11 protein-coding genes and 1 tRNA gene are annotated in these 16,018 nt (G+C 69.6%); 6 read left to right on the top strand and 6 right to left on the bottom strand.

Going from position 1 to position 16,018, the window contains the following annotated elements:
- Positions 1-30: 30 nt before the first annotated feature.
- Positions 31-1,212, bottom strand: a complete 1,182-nt coding sequence (locus tag MYF83_RS10045) for a DNA polymerase III subunit delta' (RefSeq protein WP_248959967.1) — start codon at positions 1,210-1,212, stop codon at positions 31-33.
- A 134-nt stretch (positions 1,213-1,346) separates the two neighbouring features.
- On the bottom strand, positions 1,347-3,407 hold the full coding sequence (gene tmk / locus MYF83_RS10040; protein WP_248959966.1) for a dTMP kinase: 2,061 nt from the start codon (positions 3,405-3,407) through the stop codon (positions 1,347-1,349).
- Positions 3,408-3,918: 511 nt separating this feature from the next.
- On the opposite strand from tmk, the gene efeU reads away from it, so the two are divergent.
- The 3 genes from efeU to efeB are packed head-to-tail and all read left to right on the top strand — an operon-like array spanning position 3,919 to position 7,203.
- A complete protein-coding gene (gene efeU, locus MYF83_RS10035) occupies positions 3,919-4,770 on the top strand; it encodes an iron uptake transporter permease EfeU (protein ID WP_248959965.1) in 852 nt (283 codons plus the stop codon).
- Positions 4,771-4,801: 31 nt separating this feature from the next.
- Positions 4,802-5,956, top strand: a complete 1,155-nt coding sequence (gene efeO / locus MYF83_RS10030) for an iron uptake system protein EfeO (protein ID WP_248959964.1) — start codon at positions 4,802-4,804, stop codon at positions 5,954-5,956.
- On the top strand, positions 5,953-7,203 hold the full coding sequence (gene efeB, locus MYF83_RS10025) for an iron uptake transporter deferrochelatase/peroxidase subunit (protein ID WP_248959963.1): 1,251 nt from the start codon (positions 5,953-5,955) through the stop codon (positions 7,201-7,203). Before efeO ends, efeB begins: the two co-directional genes overlap by 4 nt.
- A gap of 65 nt (positions 7,204-7,268) precedes the next feature.
- On the opposite strand, the gene topA is transcribed toward efeB, so the two are convergent.
- Positions 7,269-9,932, bottom strand: coding sequence for a type I DNA topoisomerase (gene topA, locus MYF83_RS10020; RefSeq protein WP_248959962.1), 2,664 nt, complete (start codon positions 9,930-9,932; stop codon positions 7,269-7,271).
- A 242-nt stretch (positions 9,933-10,174) separates the two neighbouring features.
- Between topA and MYF83_RS10015 the strand changes: the two genes are divergently transcribed.
- Positions 10,175-10,360: a DUF5703 family protein gene (locus MYF83_RS10015; protein WP_248959961.1), complete on the top strand. Its 186-nt coding sequence runs from the start codon at positions 10,175-10,177 to the stop codon at positions 10,358-10,360.
- Positions 10,361-10,551: 191 nt separating this feature from the next.
- On the opposite strand, the gene MYF83_RS10010 is transcribed toward MYF83_RS10015, so the two are convergent.
- From MYF83_RS10010 to MYF83_RS10000, 3 genes are all read right to left on the bottom strand, one after another.
- Entirely contained in the window at positions 10,552-12,237 is a 1,686-nt protein-coding gene (locus tag MYF83_RS10010) for a chaplin family protein (RefSeq protein ID WP_248959960.1), read from the bottom strand.
- A gap of 429 nt (positions 12,238-12,666) precedes the next feature.
- Entirely contained in the window at positions 12,667-13,221 is a 555-nt protein-coding gene (locus MYF83_RS10005; RefSeq protein ID WP_248959959.1) for a hypothetical protein, read from the bottom strand.
- Positions 13,222-13,456: 235 nt separating this feature from the next.
- Positions 13,457-14,755 carry a M20/M25/M40 family metallo-hydrolase gene (locus MYF83_RS10000; RefSeq protein ID WP_248959958.1) on the bottom strand — a complete coding sequence of 433 codons (1,299 nt, stop codon included), beginning with the start codon at positions 14,753-14,755 and terminating at the stop codon, positions 13,457-13,459.
- Positions 14,756-14,935: 180 nt separating this feature from the next.
- Here MYF83_RS10000 and MYF83_RS09995 point away from each other — a divergent pair.
- Together MYF83_RS09995 and MYF83_RS09990 are read left to right on the top strand one after the other, a co-directional pair.
- Positions 14,936-15,021: transfer RNA gene (locus MYF83_RS09995), tRNA-Leu, on the top strand.
- A gap of 136 nt (positions 15,022-15,157) precedes the next feature.
- Positions 15,158-15,634 carry a hypothetical protein gene (locus MYF83_RS09990; protein ID WP_248959957.1) on the top strand — a complete coding sequence of 159 codons (477 nt, stop codon included), beginning with the start codon at positions 15,158-15,160 and terminating at the stop codon, positions 15,632-15,634.
- Positions 15,635-16,018: the final 384 nt, after the last annotated feature.

Raw genomic sequence — 16,018 nt, 5'->3', positions numbered from 1 at the left:
GAAAATGTCACGAATGTCGGTGCGGGAGCCTCAAAGGCGCGGGCGCCACAAGGAGAGCGTCATCGCCTCGATGGCGATCTGCGGGTTGACGTTGGCCGCCAGCCGCTCCCGGCACAGCATGATCGCGTCGATGCGCCTCAGGGTGTCCTCGGGCGGGCTCGATCGCGCCAGCGCGGTCAGGTCGGCCCTGCGGTCTTCGGCGGACAGCTCCACCTCGGCGCCGAACTGCACGGCCAGGACGTCGCGGTAGAAGGCGACCAGGTCGAGAAGCGCCACGTCCAGGGAATCGCGCTTGATGCGCGTCGCCCGGGACTTCTGCCGGTCCTCAAGGTCCTTGATCGCTCCGGCGCCGCCGCGCACCAGGCCCTTGTTGAGGCCCTTCCCCGACGAGCCCTCCCCGTAGATCTTGCGCAGCTCGGTGGTCTCGGACTCGTTGAGGTGCGTGGTCGCCTCGTCGGCGTCCTCGGAGGAGGTCTTGACCAGGCGTTCCGCCGCGTCGACGCACTCGCCGACCCCGGTCAGCGTCCGCGGCAGCGACAGGACGGCCCCGCGCCGGCGTCGTACCTCGTCGTCCAGGGCGAGCCGCCGCGCCCGGCCGACGTGCCCCTGGGTGGCGCGCGCGGCGAACTCCGCCATCTCGACCGGCACGTCGTCCCGCGTGGCGAGCACGTGGGCGATGGCCGCCGTCGAGGGGGTGCGGAGGGTGACCACGCGGCATCGGGACCTGATCGTGATCACCATGTCGTCCGGGGAGGGCGAGCACAGCAGCCAGACCGTACGCGGCGGCGGCTCCTCGATGGCCTTGAGCAGGGCGTTCGCGGCGGCCTCCGTCGAACGGTCGGCGTCCTCGAACAGGATGACCCGCCACCGCCCCAGCGTGGGGGCGCCCGACGCCCGCAGCACCAGCTCGCGCGTCTGCTTGACGCTGTACGACAACCCCTGCGGGCGTACCGTCTCGACGTCGGGATGGGAACCGACGGCGACCTGGTGGCACATGTCGCAGTGGCCGCAGCCCTGGTCGGGGCACAGCAGGGCCGCGGCGAACGCCTGGGCCGCCTCGGAGCGCCCCGACCCGGGGGGGCCGGTGAACAGCCAGGCGTGCGTCATGCCCGCCCCGCGCCCTCCGGCGAGGGCCTCGGCGCCGGCCGCCGCGGCGCGGCGCAGCACGGCCGCCGCCTGCTCCTGGCCGACCAGGTCGTCGAAGACTGTCACGCACGCCAGACTAACCGCGGATGCCCTCGCCCGAAGACTCGTCCCTGAAGGCCCGTAACCGAAGGCCGTAACCGGAGGCCCGCCCCCAGAGGCCTGCCCCTGGAGGCCCGTCGCCGGGGACCCGAGGCCGGACGTCAGTCGCGGATCGCGGGCATCGTGCCGGTGATGGCCTCGGTCTCCTGCGGGACGGGGTCGGGCAGGATCTCGCGGACGCGATCCTGGATCACAAGGGAGATCTCCTCCTGCGTCCGGAGCCCGTCCACGACGAGGTACCGGTCGGGGTCTGCGGCGGCGAGCGCCCGGAACTCCCGGCGGACCCGCTCGTGGAACTCCACCGGCTCGGACTCGATGCGGTCGGCCGGCGAGGCGAACCTGGCCAGCCCCACCGACGGCGGCACGTCGATCAGCACGGTGAGGTCGGGGACGAGCCCCCCGGTGGCCCAGGAGTTCACCTTGGCGACGTCCTGCGGCTCCAGCTCGCGCCCGGCGCCCTGGTAGGCGAGCGAGGAGTCGACGTACCGGTCGCAGACGACCATCGCTCCCCGGTACAGAGCGGGCCTGATGACCTTCTCCACGTGCTCCGCGCGGTCGGCCGCGTACAGCAGCGTCTCGGAGCGTGCGGACAGCCCCTGGTGCGCGGAGTCCAGCAGGATCGCCCGCAGCCGCATGCCGACCTTGGTCGAGCCCGGCTCGCGCGTCTGCACGACGTCGAAGCCCTGGTCGCGCAGCCAGATGGCGATCAGCCGGGACTGGGTGGTCTTGCCCGACCCCTCGCCGCCCTCGAAGGCGACGAACAGGCCGCGCGACTGCTCGGTGGACTCCGGGACGAACCGCTCACCCTTGAGGGCGGCCATCAGGTCGGAGGCGATGGGGACGTCGCGCCGGTCGTCCATGTGGCGCAGCGCGAGCGCGCCGACGACGATCGCGACCACCGCCCCGATCAGCATGACGAGGTTGGGCCCGTCGAAGTGGTAGTCGAGGCCGGCGCCCAGCGAGATGACGTGCTCGCCGAACAGGCCGGCGAGCGCCGGGGCGACGGCGACCACGAGCAGGAGGGTCACCCTGGCCATGGACTGCAGGAAGGAGAACGTGCGGCCGCGGAGGCCGTCCTCGACCTCCAGGCCGATCAGGGTGTACCCGATGATCCACGCGATGCCGGCGCAGGCGCCCAGCACGACGACCAGCATGACCACGATCACCAGGTTGTGGATCAGCGCGGTGGCGGCGAGCACGGCGCCCGCCGTGACGATGGCCAGCCCGAACAGGCGCCGCCGCGACAGCTCGCGCAGCAGGCGCGGGCCGAAGAAGATGCCGAGGGCCATACCGATGAAGACCGCGGCGAAGACGGTGCCGTACGCGGCGTCCCCGCCGCCGAGCGCCACGACGTACACCTTGGCCACGCCGATGACCGCGCCGCCCGCCGCGAACGCGCCGAGCATCCCGATGACCAGGCCGCGGACCATGCGGTTCGCGCCGACGAAGCGCCAGCCGTCGATGATCTGCCGGAACACCGACGGCGCGGAGACCGTGGCGGTGTGCCCCTTGGGGATGCTCTTCAGGGTGAAGATCAGGAACGCGGAGACGAGGTAGGCGACGGCGTTGACGATCAGCGCGGGATGGGCCGGCTCCCAGGCCAGACTGGGGACGGCCTTGCCGAGCATCTCGACGCTCACGGACAGGACGGCGAACAGCGCCGCGGCGACCGGGGCCGTGCCGTACGTCACCAGCAGGTTGAGCTGGTTGGCCTCCTCCAGCCGTTCCTTGGGGACGAGGTTGGGCACGGTGGCGTCCTTGGCCGGCACCCAGAAGAGGTTCACGCACTCGACGAGAAACGTCGCGATGATGATCCACTGGTAGCTGCCGACCAGCGGGATCGAGAGCACGAGCGCGAAGCGCAGCAGGTCCGACAGGAACATGGTGAGCCGCCGGTCGAACCGGTCGGCGAACGCGCCCGCGAGGGGGCCTAGCAGGATCGCGGGCAGCATCTTGACGACGAAGACACCGCCGATGGCCAGGCTCTGCGCCTTGTACCCCGACCCTTGGGTCAGGTACGCAGCGAAGGCCGTGATCGCGATGATGTTGAGCCAGTCGCCCAGGCTGCAGACCGCCATGGCCGACCACAGCCGGCGGAAGGGGGCGTTCGCCAGCACGTGAGGGGGTCTGCGACGCGTAGCGGACCGGCCGGAGGTGGTCATGATGTCAGCGTATCCAGGTTGTTCGCTGTGCCGGAGTGGATCGAACGCAAGACGGATTCGTCCGCCTGCTCCTTACCTGAGCGTATTACCTCCGCGCCGTACCCCGTAGGGAACATATGGGGAAAAGTGATGATCAATCCGGCTATAGCGGGCGGAGATTCAGCGGACGGAAACAGCGGACGCCCCGTGCCCGCGCCGGCACGCACGGCCCTCGCGACTCACCGGCCACTCAACTGTCACCAGAAGGCGACAAGGACCCCGAGGCCGTGCTTTGGCGGGCGGCCACGGCGAAGGGGCCGCGGGGCCGCCACCGGGAAGCCGGAGCTTTGCCGCAGTGCGCGCGTTCTCGCAGGGTAGTCCGGGAACCGTACCCCGGGAACCCAGGAACGGCTTACCGCGAAGGCAAGGGAACAAGGCGAACAGGATGCCCGGCTGCGGGTCATGCTCTTGCCAACGCTAAGGTAAGTCTGTCCTAATTTAGGTAAGGCTAAGCAAGCGTCAGGGAGCACCAGTGTTCGCCAGTTATCTCATCGGTCTGCGAGAGGGGCTTGAGGCGACCCTTGTCGTGTCCATCCTTGTCGCCTTCCTCGTCAAGAGCGACCGCCGGGACCGGCTGCCGCTGGTGTGGGCCGGAGTGGCCGCCGCCATCGCCCTGTCCGTCGGATTCGGCGCCCTGCTCACCTTCACCGCCGCCAACCTCGACTCGCGCCAGCACGAACTCTTCGACGCGATCGCCTCGCTGGCCGCCACGGTGTTCGTCACCTTCATGATCTTCTGGATGCGGACGGCGGCCCGCCGCATGTCCGGTGACCTGCGGGCCAAGCTGAGCGAGGCGCTCAACCTCGGCGCCACCGCCGTCGTCGTGATGGCCTTCCTCGCGGTCGCGCGCGAGGGCCTCGAGACCGCGCTGCTCTTCTTCGCCGCCGCCCAGGGGGCGACAACCAGCGCCTCCCCGTTGATCGGCATCTGCCTGGGTCTGGCCACCTCCGTCGTGCTCGGCTGGGGGCTGTACGCGAGCGCGCTGCGCATCAACCTCACCAAGTTCTTCACCTGGACAGGGCTGCTGCTGATCCTGGTGGCGGCGGGCATCTTCAAGTACGGCGTCCACGACCTCATCGAGGCCGGCGTGGTGCAGGTGCTGGCCGGCCCGGCGTTCGACCTGACCGGCGCCCTCCCGCCCGACGCCTGGTACACCACGCTGCTCAGCGGCATGTTCAACTTCACTCCGGAGCCCAGCATCCTGGAGACGATCGCCTGGGTCGCCTACCTCGTGCCCGTGCTGACGCTCTTCCTCATGCCGGCTCGCAAGGGGCCGGGCCCAAAGCCCGCGCCGTCCGCGACCACCGCCTCAGCTTCGTCGTGACCACCTCCCCTTCCTTGCTCAACGTGATCTCGTGAACTGGAGAACCATGCGTACCGCCCTCGTCCTCACCGCCGGCGCGCTGGCCTTGGCGGGGCTCACCGCATGCTCGTCATCGAGCGGCGGTGGCGACACGGCCGCCCAGGCATCGGGCAAGCCCGGAAAGATCACCGTCGCGGCCTCCGACACCGAGTGCAAGGTCTCCACGGCCGCCCTCCCCGCCGGCACCTCTACGTTCTCGGTCACCAACGGCGGCAGCAAGGTCACCGAGTTCTACGTCTACGCCGCGGGCGACCGGGTGATGGGCGAGGTGGAGAACATCGTCCCGGGCCTCACCCGCGACGTCCTCATCGAGTTGCCGGCCGGCGTGTACGAGGCCGCCTGCAAGCCCGGCATGATCGGCAAGGGCATCCGCAACCCGCTGAAGGTCACCGGCGACGCCGTCGCGCTCAGCGAAGACGCCAAGCTCGCCAAGGCGACCGCCGACTACCAGCGGTACGTCAAGAGCCAGACCGACGCGCTGCTCGTCAAGACCCAGGAGTTCGTGGACGCCGTCAAGGCGGGCGACATCGACAAGGCCAAGTCGCTGTTCCCGATCGCGCGCACGTACTGGGAGCGCATCGAGCCCGCCGCCGAGAGCTTCGGCGACCTCGACCCCGCCATCGACGCCCGCGAGGGCGACCTGGCCAAGGGCGAGGAGTGGACCGGCTTCCACAAGATCGAGAAGGACCTCTGGGTCACGAAGGACATCAGCAAGGACGGCCCGATCGCCGACAAGCTGATGGCCGACGTGAAGAAGATCGTCGAGAAGGCCTCCGCCGAGAAGGTCCCGCCCCTCAAGCTCGCCAACGGCGCCAAGGAGCTGCTCGACGAGGTCGCCACCGGCAAGATCACCGGCGAGGAGGACCGCTACTCGCACACCGACCTGTGGGACTTCGCCGCCAACCTCGAGGGCTCGCAGGCCGCCGTCTCCGCGCTGCGCCCCGTGCTCGACGAGCGCGCCCCCGACCTCGCCAAGACGCTCGACGAGAAGTTCGCCCACGCCGAGGACACCCTCGGCAAGCACCGCGACGGCGACGGCTGGAAGCTGCACACCGAGCTGTCCAAGGACGATCTGAAGGAACTCTCCGACGCCATCAACGCCCTTGCCGAGCCGATCAGCAAGGTCGCCGCGGTGGTGGCCCGATGACGCAGATCAACCGCCGCAAGCTGCTCGGCCTCGGAGCGGCCGGCGTCGCCGCCGCCGGCGCGGGAGTGCTCGCGACCCGCACCGTGATGGACGGCACGCCGCCCGCCGCGGCCGCCTCCACCTCAGACCCCGTGTCGTTCTACGGCGAGCACCAGGCCGGCATCGTCACCCCCGCGCAGGACCGCCTGCACTTCGTCAGCTTCGACGTGATCACCAAGAAGCGCGACGAACTGGTCGAGATGCTCCAGGAGTGGACGGCGGCGGCCGCGCGGATGACCCAGGGCAAGGACGCCGGGACTTTCGGCGCCGTCGGCGGCGCGGTGGAGGCCCCGCCGGACGACACCGGTGAGGCGCTCGGCCTGCCCGCGTCCGGTCTGACCATCACCATCGGCTTCGGGGCATCGCTGTTCGACGACCGGTTCGGCCTCGCGGCCAAGAAGCCCGCCGCCCTCGCCGACCTGCCGAAGTTCCCTTTGGACGACCTGCGGCCGGAGATCTCCGGCGGCGACATCTGCATCCAGGCGTGCGCCCACGACCCGCAGGTCGCCGTGCACGCGGTGCGCAATCTGGCCCGCATCGGCTTCGGCAAGGTGTCTGTCCGCTGGTCGCAGCTCGGCTTCGGCCGTACGTCCTCCACCTCCCGCAGCCAGGCCACCCCGCGCAACCTGATGGGCTTCAAGGACGGCACCAACAACCTCAAGCTCGAGGACGCCGCCATGCTCAGGGACAACCTGTGGGTCGCCGCCGCGGACGGCCCCGCTTGGATGTCCGGCGGCAGCTACCTGGTCACCCGGAAGATCCGCATGAACATCGAGACCTGGGACAGGACGTCGCTGTCCGAACAGCAGGAGATCTTCGGGCGGGACAAGGGCGAGGGCGCGCCACTGGGCAAGAAGCACGAGTTCGACGAGATCGACTTCGCCGGCAAGAAGGCCGACGGCACCCCGGTGATCCCGATGGACTCCCACATCCGGCTCGCGCACCCGACCACGCACGGAGGAGCCCGCCTGCTGCGCCGGGGCTACAACTACGTGGACGGCTCCGACGGGCTCGGGCGGCTCGACGCGGGGCTGTTCTTCATCGCCTACCAGCGCGACCCGCGCAAGCAGTTCGTCCCCATCCAGATGGAGCTCGCGCGCAAGGACACGCTGAACGAGTACATCAAGCACATCTCCAGCGGCCTGTTCGCCTGCCCGCCGGGCCTGCGCGACGCCGGCGACTACTGGGGCCGCGCGCTCTTCGCCTGACGGTGGGCGCCTGGCGGCGTGCTCGGGGCGTCAGTCCGTGACGCCCCGAGTAGTGGCCGGAAATATCAGGACTTGGCGCCGGCCTTGGCTCCCGCCTTGGCGCGGGGCCGCTTCGGCGCCGGGCCACGGGCGCGGCGCTCGGCGAGCAGCTCGGCGGCGCGTTCGATCGTGATCTGCTCCACGGAGTCCTCCTTGCGGAGGGACGCGTTGGTCTCGCCGTCGGTCACGTACGGCCCGAAACGGCCCTCCTTGACCACGACCGGCTGCTTGGAGACCGGGTCCACGCCGAGCTCGCGCAGCGGCGGAGCGGTGGCCGCACGACCCCTGCCACGCTGCTTGGGCTGCGCGAACAGCTCCTTGGCCTGCTCGATCGTGACCGTGAACAACTCGTCCTCGGAGGCCAGCGAGCGGGAGTCCGTCCCCTTCTTGATGTAGGGGCCGAACCTGCCGTTCTGCGCGGTGACCTCCTCGCCGTCGATCTCCCCGAGAACGCGGGGCAGCGACAGCAGCTTGAGCGCGTCGTCCAGCGTGATCGTGTCCAGCGACATCGACTTGAGCAGCGAGCTCGTGCGGGGCTTGGCGACGTCCTTCTTCGCCTTCTTCTTCGCGCCTTCGGCGGGCGGCTCCTCCTCTGGCAGGATCTCGGTCACGTACGGCCCGAAACGCCCCGACTTCGCCACGATCATGTGGCCGGTGGCCGGATCGGCGCCCAGCTCACGCTCGCCGCTCGGCTGCGTGAACAGCTCTTCGGCCTTCTCCGCCGTGAGCTCGTCGGGCGCGAGATCTTCTGGAACGTTGACCCGCGCGCCGTCACGGTCGAGGTACGGTCCGTAACGCCCGACGCGGATCACGATGTCCGTGCCCTTGATCGAGAACGAGCTGATCTCGCGCGCGTCGATCTCGCCGAGGTCGCTGACCAGCTCCTTCAGGCCGTCGTCGCCCTGCTCGCCGTAGTAGAACCGGCGCAGCTCGGGCACCCGCTCGGCCCGGGCGTTGGCGATGTCGTCGAGCACCTTCTCCATCTCGGCCGTGAAGTCGTAGTCGACCAGGTTGCCGAAATGCTGCTCGAGCAGGTTGACCACGGCGAACGCCAGGAAGGACGGCACCAGCGCCGTGCCCTTCTTGAACACATACCCGCGGTCGAGGATCGTTCCGATGATCGACGCGTACGTTGACGGGCGGCCGATCTCGCGGTCTTCGAGCTCCTTGACGAGCGAAGCCTCGGTGAACCTCGCCGGCGGGCGGGTCGAGTGTCCCTCGGCTGCCAGCTCCAGCGCCGTCAGCGGATCGCCCTGGCCCAGGTTGGGCAGCCGGCTGACCGAGTCGTCGCGGTCGGTCGAGGGATCGTCCGCGCCCTCGACGTACGCCTTGAGGAAGCCGTAGAAGGTGATCGTGCGGCCGGAGGCGCTGAACTCGACCTTCTCACCGGTGCTGGAGGTGCCGCCGATGCGGACGCTGACCGACTCGCCGACGGCGTCCTTCATCTGCGAGGCCACCGTGCGCTGCCAGATCAGCTCGTACAGCCGGAACATGTCACTGGAGAGTCCGGTCTCCCCGGGCGTGCGGAACTCGTCCCCAGAGGGCCTGATCGCCTCGTGGGCCTCCTGAGCGTTCTTCACCTTGCTCTGGTAGACCCTCGGCTTGTCCGGGACGTACTCGGGGCCGTACAGCCGCACGGCCTGGCTCCTGGCGGCGGCCAGGGCGGTCTCCGACAGCGTCGTGCTGTCGGTACGCATGTAGGTGATGAAGCCGTTCTCGTATAGCTTCTGGGCCACCTGCATCGTGTACTTCGCCGAGAAGCCGAGCTTGCGGCTCGCCTCCTGCTGCAACGTCGTCGTCCGGAACGGCGCGTACGGCCTGCGCGTGTACGGCTTGCTCTCGACGGAGGTGACCGAGTAGCGGGAGTCCGAAAGGCGCTGCGCCAGGGCCCGGGCCGCCTGCTCGTCCAGTTGGAGGACGTCGGCGTTCTTGAGCGTGCCCGTGCTGGCGAAGTCACGGCCCTGGGCGACCTTCCGGCCGTCCACCCCGGTCAGGGTCGCGCCGAAGCTGCGCGGGTCCTCGTCGCGGCCCACGTCGAAGATCGCACGCAGGTCCCAGTAGTCGGCGGAGGTGAACGCGATGCGCTCGCGCTCGCGCTCCACGACCAGCCTGGTGGCGACCGACTGCACGCGGCCGGCCGACAGGCGCGGCTTGACCTTCTTCCACAGGACCGGGCTGACCTCGTAGCCGTAGAGCCTGTCGAGGATGCGCCGGGTCTCCTGGGCGTCGACCAGCCGGAGGTTCAGGGCGCGGGGGTTGGACACCGCGTCCTGGATCGCCTGCGGCGTGATCTCGTGGAAGACCATGCGGTGCACGGGCACCTTGGGCTTGAGCACCTCCTGCAGGTGCCAGGCGATGGCCTCTCCCTCGCGGTCCTCGTCAGTGGCGAGGTAGAGCTCGTCGGCGTCCTTGAGCAGCTGCTTGAGCTTGGAGACCTGCGACCTCTTGTCCGGGTTGACGACGTACAGCGGCTCGAACTCGTTGTCCACGTTCACCCCGAGACGGGCCCATGCCTCGCCCTTGAACTTCTCGGGGATGTCGTCGGCCTTTTCCGGCAAATCGCGAATATGGCCGATGCTGGACTCCACGATGTAGCCGCGCCCGAGGTACCCGGCGATCGTCTTCGCCTTGGCGGGCGACTCCACGATCACCAGGCGGGTTCCGCCGGCGTTGCCGTTCTTGGCTGGCACGCTGCTTCCTACCTCGCTGTTCGCTGTCATTCCCCTGCCGATCGCTGACGGGCCACCGTGGGAGGCGGCCCGAGTGATCCGTCACAGGCATGAAGGTAACCCGTCGTCGGAAACCTCTCCCCGTCGGACTACCCGGTCACTTACCGGTGTTCCACCTACCTGGACCCGATACCCACGAGGACGCAGAATAGAGCCCAGAGAGTGCCAGCGTCCCCTTGCACACCCTTCGGAGACTAACCGCTGTGCTCGAGTACTCCTATTTGGACCTGTATCTGCCGCGCGGGACCACACGGGAAACCGCCCGGCGAGTGCTGACAGAACATGCTGAATACGGACACTGGGAGCTGGACCGCCTGCGGCTGTATCCCGATGGCCGCCGGCACGTACGGCTCCGCCGCAAGATCCTGCGAGTGGCCAGCACACTGTAACCCCCGTCCGGCCCACTGTAACCCCCCTCCGGACATGGCTTTGCCCGCTCCGGGCCGCGCCCCCGGAACGGGCAAAGCTTCTGTGCCTCGCCGCGCGAACCGGCTCAACGGCCCGGCACCGCGGCCGTCCTCGCAAGCGGCGAGGCGTCTGTCACTCCGTCCCGCGATCGGACGGAGCCGCTATGAGGTGATCACTTCCGCCGGAAGCGAAGGCGGCGGGTGCCCGCGAACAGCGTCGCCGAGGCGGCGAACAGGGCACCGGCCAGCAGAGCGGCCAGCGAACCGGAGTTCATCCCCGTGAGGCCGAGCGGCTGCTCCGCGCTCATCAGGCCGGTGTTGACCGGCAGGTTGCGGGTCGCCTGGCCGCCGACGACGCCGCCGACAGGGGTGTTCGCCACGGCCTCGCCGACCGGGCTGTTGGACACCATGCCGGTGACCTGGTCCAGCGGCCCGTCGGCCGGGCCCTTCTTGGCGCCGGCCTGACCGGGCAGAGCCGGCAGCACGGGCAGGGCGGCCGGCTTCTCCGGCCCGCCGGCCTGGTGCGTCACGTTCCCGCGCTGACCCGGCAGGGCCGGGACGAGAGGCAGGTCGGGCAGCAGCCCGAGACCCGACGCCCTGGTGCTCGAGACCTGGCCGGAGCTGTGAGCCACGTGGCCCTGCCGCCCGCCGCCGACGCGCGCGCCGCCCAGGCAACCCGCGGCGGCGTCGCCCAGCACGGCGACCGCGTTGCCGCAGACGTTGATCGGCGCGGTGATCGGAGCCACCACCTGGTTGCCGCCGAGAATGCTGTGACGCCCGTCGGTGCGGTTGCCGCCCGCGCCGCGCCCGGCGCCGCCCTTCACCGACGCGCCGCCCCGGCAGCCCGCGAAGGCCTCGCCGATCACGGCGACCGCGTTGCCGCAGACGTTGATGGGAGCGGTGATCGGGGCCACCACCTGGTTGCCGCCGAGGACGCTGTTGCGGCCGTCGGTCCTGTTGCCGCCCGCGCCGCCGCCACGCCCGGCCGGACGTGCGGTGATGCCGCCCGTGCAACCCGCGCTGGCGTTGCCCACCGCGTTGCCGCAGGCCTCGATCGGCAGGTTGATCGGGGCGACGACCTGGTTGCCGCCACCGATGCTGTGACGCCCGCTGGTCGTGTTACGCCCGGCGCCCGAGCCACCCTTGGAACCGTGGCCGTTGTAGCCGTTGCCGCCGTTGCCGCCCTTGACATGGGCACCGCCCCGGCAGCCGGAGAACGCCTCTCCGATGAGGGCCACCGAGTTGCCGCAGATGTTGATCGGCGCGGTGATCGGGGCGACCACCTGGTTGCCGCCGAGCACGGAGGAACGCCCAGAGGTCCGGTTGCCACCCGCGCCGCGTCCACCGCCGTTCACGACCGACGCGCCGCCCCGGCACCCTGCCGTCGCCTCGCCGAAGATCGCCACGGCGTTGCCGCACGCGTTGATGGGGGCCGTGATCGGGGCGACCACCTGGTTGCCGCCGAGGACGCTGTTGCGGCCGTCGGTCCTGTTGCCGCCCGCGCCGCCGCTGCCGCCGCCGTTCTTGACCGTCGCCCCGCCCCGGCAGCCGGCGTCGGAACGCCCGACCAGCGAGACGGCGTTGCCGCACGCGTTGATGGGGGCGGTGATCGGGGCGTTCACCTGGTTGCCGCCGAGCACGCTGTTGCGCCCTGAAGTGCTGCCCTGGATGCCGGCGGAGCCGGAACCGCCCTGGACGGACGAGCCGCCACGGGACGAGGCCGACGACTCGCCGATCACGCCGACCGCGTTGCCGCTGATGTCGACGGGGATGGTGATGGGCAGGTTGACCTGGTTACCGCCACCCACCGAACCGGTGCCGGAGGTGTCGGCAACGGCCGTGCCGCTACCGAGAGCCATGACGCCCACCGCAAGCAGAGCTGCGGGAGCGGAGCCCTTCGCCCACGTTCGCATAACAGATCGCTCCTTGGTTTCTTTGGGGGGTAGTTCCTGACAGACCGCGAAGAGCACGGGGCGGTGCCACACGAGACCGCACACACTGCGCACACCGCGTGGATCGCGGGGGCGGCAGGGCGCGGAGATCGAACGCATCGCACGAGTCGGCGGATCATCCGGATCACCGGATCGCGCGGATTCACCCGAATCGATGGATCGACCTGGTGGATCACGCGGATCGCCGGATCGCACGGTGGAGCCCGGGACCATCGCGAGACTGGAATCGACGTGTCACCCGCGCGGAGACGGCCTAGGTCGCTTCTCGACGAAGAGATCGGCGGCACGCTCCGCAACCGGCCGGACAGCTCAGGTCAGGGCCGGCACTAGGCGGGATCAGTCGGGAGAGAAAGAAGGGTCGTCCGCTGCCGTACGGACGACAGGGGTGGGCGCACTCACCAGGACGGCGGGCGCGACCATGAGCCGCAGGTCGAAGACGGACCTCGCGACGTCCCCCAGACTCGGCCCGGACGGGCCGGAGCCACCACCCCTGGGCACGAACCCATTGGCCCCCGCCGAGTGATCGGCGGTGGATGGTTGAGGATGAACGGGCTTCGACTGGCTGGTGAGCCCGTCGACCGTCCTTCCGGCCATGGCCCCGGCATCCGCCGGAGCGTTGACGCTCACCGTGGGGAAACCGCCGGCCAACGCCGGCCCGGTGGCGACATGAGGGGTTGTGGAGACGGAACGGCGCACCGCTCCGGTATGGGCGCTCTCGACCAGGTCGCCGACCTTCGCCGTAGCCACGTGACCCGCCGGAACGCGAGCCTCCGCGGCCGCGGGCGCGGCGCCGACGGTACCGAAGACCACGCCCAGCAACCAGCCGACGGCGATCAGACCGCCGATGGCCAGCAGACGACCGAACCGGGAGCCGGCCACGAACCGTGCCATCCGGCCTTCCCGCGTCACGCCCGTCTGGGCCTGATCGCCTGAAACGGTCACGGGCACGCGCCCGGCGACGGCGGGCGACTCAGCCCTCCGCCTACCTTCCGGCATGCGTGCCACGTGACCTCCCCGAACTCCTCGAGCGCCCGGCTTTCGCAGGACAGACCCTGGGACCAACCCCTCAACGGAAAGTTACCGTAGCAGCACTTGGAGTTAAGGCAACGCTTTTTCGCGGAACACGTCAGCAGGAGTCGAGGAAACGGTCAAGAACCCGAACTCCGAACCGGAGCGAATCCACCGGTACCCGCTCATCGATGCCATGGAACATCCCGGAGAAGTCCAGGTCGGCGGGCAGCTTCAACGGCGCGAACCCGAACCCGCGGATGCCCAGACGGCTGAACGCCTTGAGGTCCGTACCCCCGGACAGCGTGTACGGCACCGCCCGCGCCCCCGGGTCCTCCGCCTGCAGGGCGCCCGCCATCGCCTTGACGAGAGGCCCGTCGAAGGCCGTCTCGACCGCGATGTCGTGGTAGACGAACTCCCTGGTCACGTTGGGCCCGAGCAGCTCGTCGATCGTGGCGAAGAACTCCTCCTCGTACCCGGGCAGGAAGCGGCCGTCCACGTGCGCCGTCGCCGTCTGCGGGATCACGTTGGCCTTGTACCCCGCGTCCAGCATCGTCGGGTTCGCCGTGTTGCGCAGCGTCGCACCGATCATGCGGGCCAGCGGGCCGAGCTTCGCCACCGCGGCCTCGGCGTCGTCCGCCTCCAGCTCGATCTCGAAGGCCTCGCTGAAGAACGCCCGGACCGTGGGCGTCAGCCGTACCGGCCAGTCGTAACGCCCGATGCGGGCGACGGCCTCGGCCAGCTCGGTGACGGCGTTCTCGCTGTTCAACATCGACCCGTGCCCCGCCCGGCCGGCGGCGGCGAGCCTCATCCAGGCGATGCCCTTCTCCGCCGCCTCGATCAGATACAGCCGCCTCGCCTCCCCGACGGAGACGCTGAACCCGCCCACCTCACCGATCGCCTCGGTGCAGCCCTCGAACAGGTTCCGGTGCTCGGTGGCCAGCCACTGCGCGCCGTACTCGCCGCCGGCCTCCTCGTCCGCCGTGAACGCCAGCACCACGTCACGCGGCGGCCTGCGCCCCTCGCTCAGCCGCTGGCGGACGACCGCAAGGATCATGGCGTCCATGTCCTTCATGTCCACCGCGCCCCGCCCCCAGACGCAGCCGTCGGCGATCTCCCCGCTCAGCGGGTGATGGGTCCAGTCGCCGGCGTCGAAGGGGACGACGTCAAGGTGCCCGTGAAGCAGCAGAGCCCCCCGGCCCGGGTCCTCACCCTCGATGCGGGCGATCACATTGGCCCGCTTGTCGTCGCTCTCCAGGATGCGCGGCTCCAGCCCCACCTCGGCCAGCTTCCCGGCGACATACTCCGCCGCAGCCCGTTCCCCCGGGCCCGCGTTGTCCCCAGCGTTGGTCGAGTCGATGCGGATAAGGTCGCGGCACAGCTCGACGACCTCGTCCTCGCCGTTGAACGCGGTCATACGTGCTCCTTCGGTTCAGTACAGGCTGACATCACCCATCCTGCCGTCCGAGGACACCTACCAGCATCTCCGGCATAGCCTGATCCCCGTCGGGCCGATTCCCGGTATGAAGCAGTGCCCGAAGTTTGCTAACCTAGTGCAGCCGACGCGGGAAGACGTTCCAACGTGCAGGCACCACCTGTCCGGGTGGCGGAATAGGCAGACGCGCTAGCTTGAGGTGCTAGTGCCCTTTACGGGGCATGGGGGTTCAAGTCCCCCCTCGGACACAAACCGGTCGCCTATGTGGTCCTGGTCACGAGAGTTCGTGACCAGGACTTTTTGCTTGCTGGGGTGATAGATCAGCCGCAGGCCCAAGGTCGCGTACACCTTGGCCTTCCGCAGCGGGTCCGCCTGGGCGAGCACATGCACCATATCGCCGAGCCGGCGCATCACAGCGGCCAGCTCGTCGCGCTCTATCGGCCCCTGTCGGGCCACAGGCATCCGCCGCAGCCGGCTCTCGGCCTCGGCCTTGCGCGCCTGTTCCTCACGGATCCATCCGGCGACCACGGCGGGGTCGGCGCCGGCCTCCAGTGCGGCACGGTGCTGGGAGAGCTTGCGATCACATTCGGCAATCTGCCGCCGGGCCGCGGCGATCCCCTGCGCCTGTGGCGGCAGTACGTCCTGGACCGCGACGAGGGCGTCAAGCGTCTGGGTGATGTTATGGGGAGCGAACAGTCGGCCCGCGCGCGGATCAGCTCGGCCTGGGAGATCCCGGGCAGGGCGTTCGGCGAGGTGCTCGACCGCTACGACGACGCTGAACTGGCTCTGATCGCCGACTACCTCCCCCGGGCCGCCGCGGTCGGCCGCGCCCAGGCAGAGCGCCTCACCGCAGAGTCGTGATCCCCGGAACGCGACAAGCCCCGCACGGTCGCCTGTGCGGGCTCGAACAGCGGAACCTCGTCAAGGTAACAATTTGTAGATCGTTGTTGCGCTGTGAAACCAAACGGAATCCGGCGCTATCTGATTGCGGAAGCTCTCTTGAGACCCGCTGAGTAGTTTCCATCCTGTTTCCGCAAGTGGGAGGTGCTGGCCTGACGGTATCGGGAGTAATCTCCGCTGGTAGGCGGCAGAGATCATGGCTCCTGATCGTCTGCCAGGTCGACAAAGGTGGATCTTCCGGGATTCGGCTGCGGCGACTTAAAAGATCGGAACTCCGAACACGGCCTAGCTGACCCGGCGTACCGGCGGAAGATCTCGCGGCAGCTGAACAAAGGCGAAGTCACT

It is taken from the genome of Sphaerisporangium perillae, assembly GCF_023276435.1.
Lineage (GTDB): Bacteria > Actinomycetota > Actinomycetes > Streptosporangiales > Streptosporangiaceae > Sphaerisporangium > Sphaerisporangium perillae.
The sequence above is the reverse complement of the archived record's forward strand: the minus strand, read 5'-3'. Positions and strand labels throughout refer to the sequence as shown.

Excerpts from the sequence above, each read along its gene's own strand:
- tmk (WP_248959966.1), bottom strand. The coding sequence starts at position 3,407 with ATGACCACCTCCGGCCGGTCCGCTACGCGTCGCAGACCCCCTCACGTG.
- efeB (WP_248959963.1), top strand. The coding sequence starts at position 5,953 with ATGACGCAGATCAACCGCCGCAAGCTGCTCGGCCTCGGAGCGGCCGGC.
- MYF83_RS10010 (WP_248959960.1), bottom strand. The coding sequence starts at position 12,237 with ATGGCTCTCGGTAGCGGCACGGCCGTTGCCGACACCTCCGGCACCGGT.
- MYF83_RS10005 (WP_248959959.1), bottom strand. The coding sequence starts at position 13,221 with ATGGCACGGTTCGTGGCCGGCTCCCGGTTCGGTCGTCTGCTGGCCATC.
- MYF83_RS10000 (WP_248959958.1), bottom strand. The coding sequence starts at position 14,755 with ATGACCGCGTTCAACGGCGAGGACGAGGTCGTCGAGCTGTGCCGCGAC.
- MYF83_RS09990 (WP_248959957.1), top strand. The coding sequence starts at position 15,158 with ATGCACCATATCGCCGAGCCGGCGCATCACAGCGGCCAGCTCGTCGCG.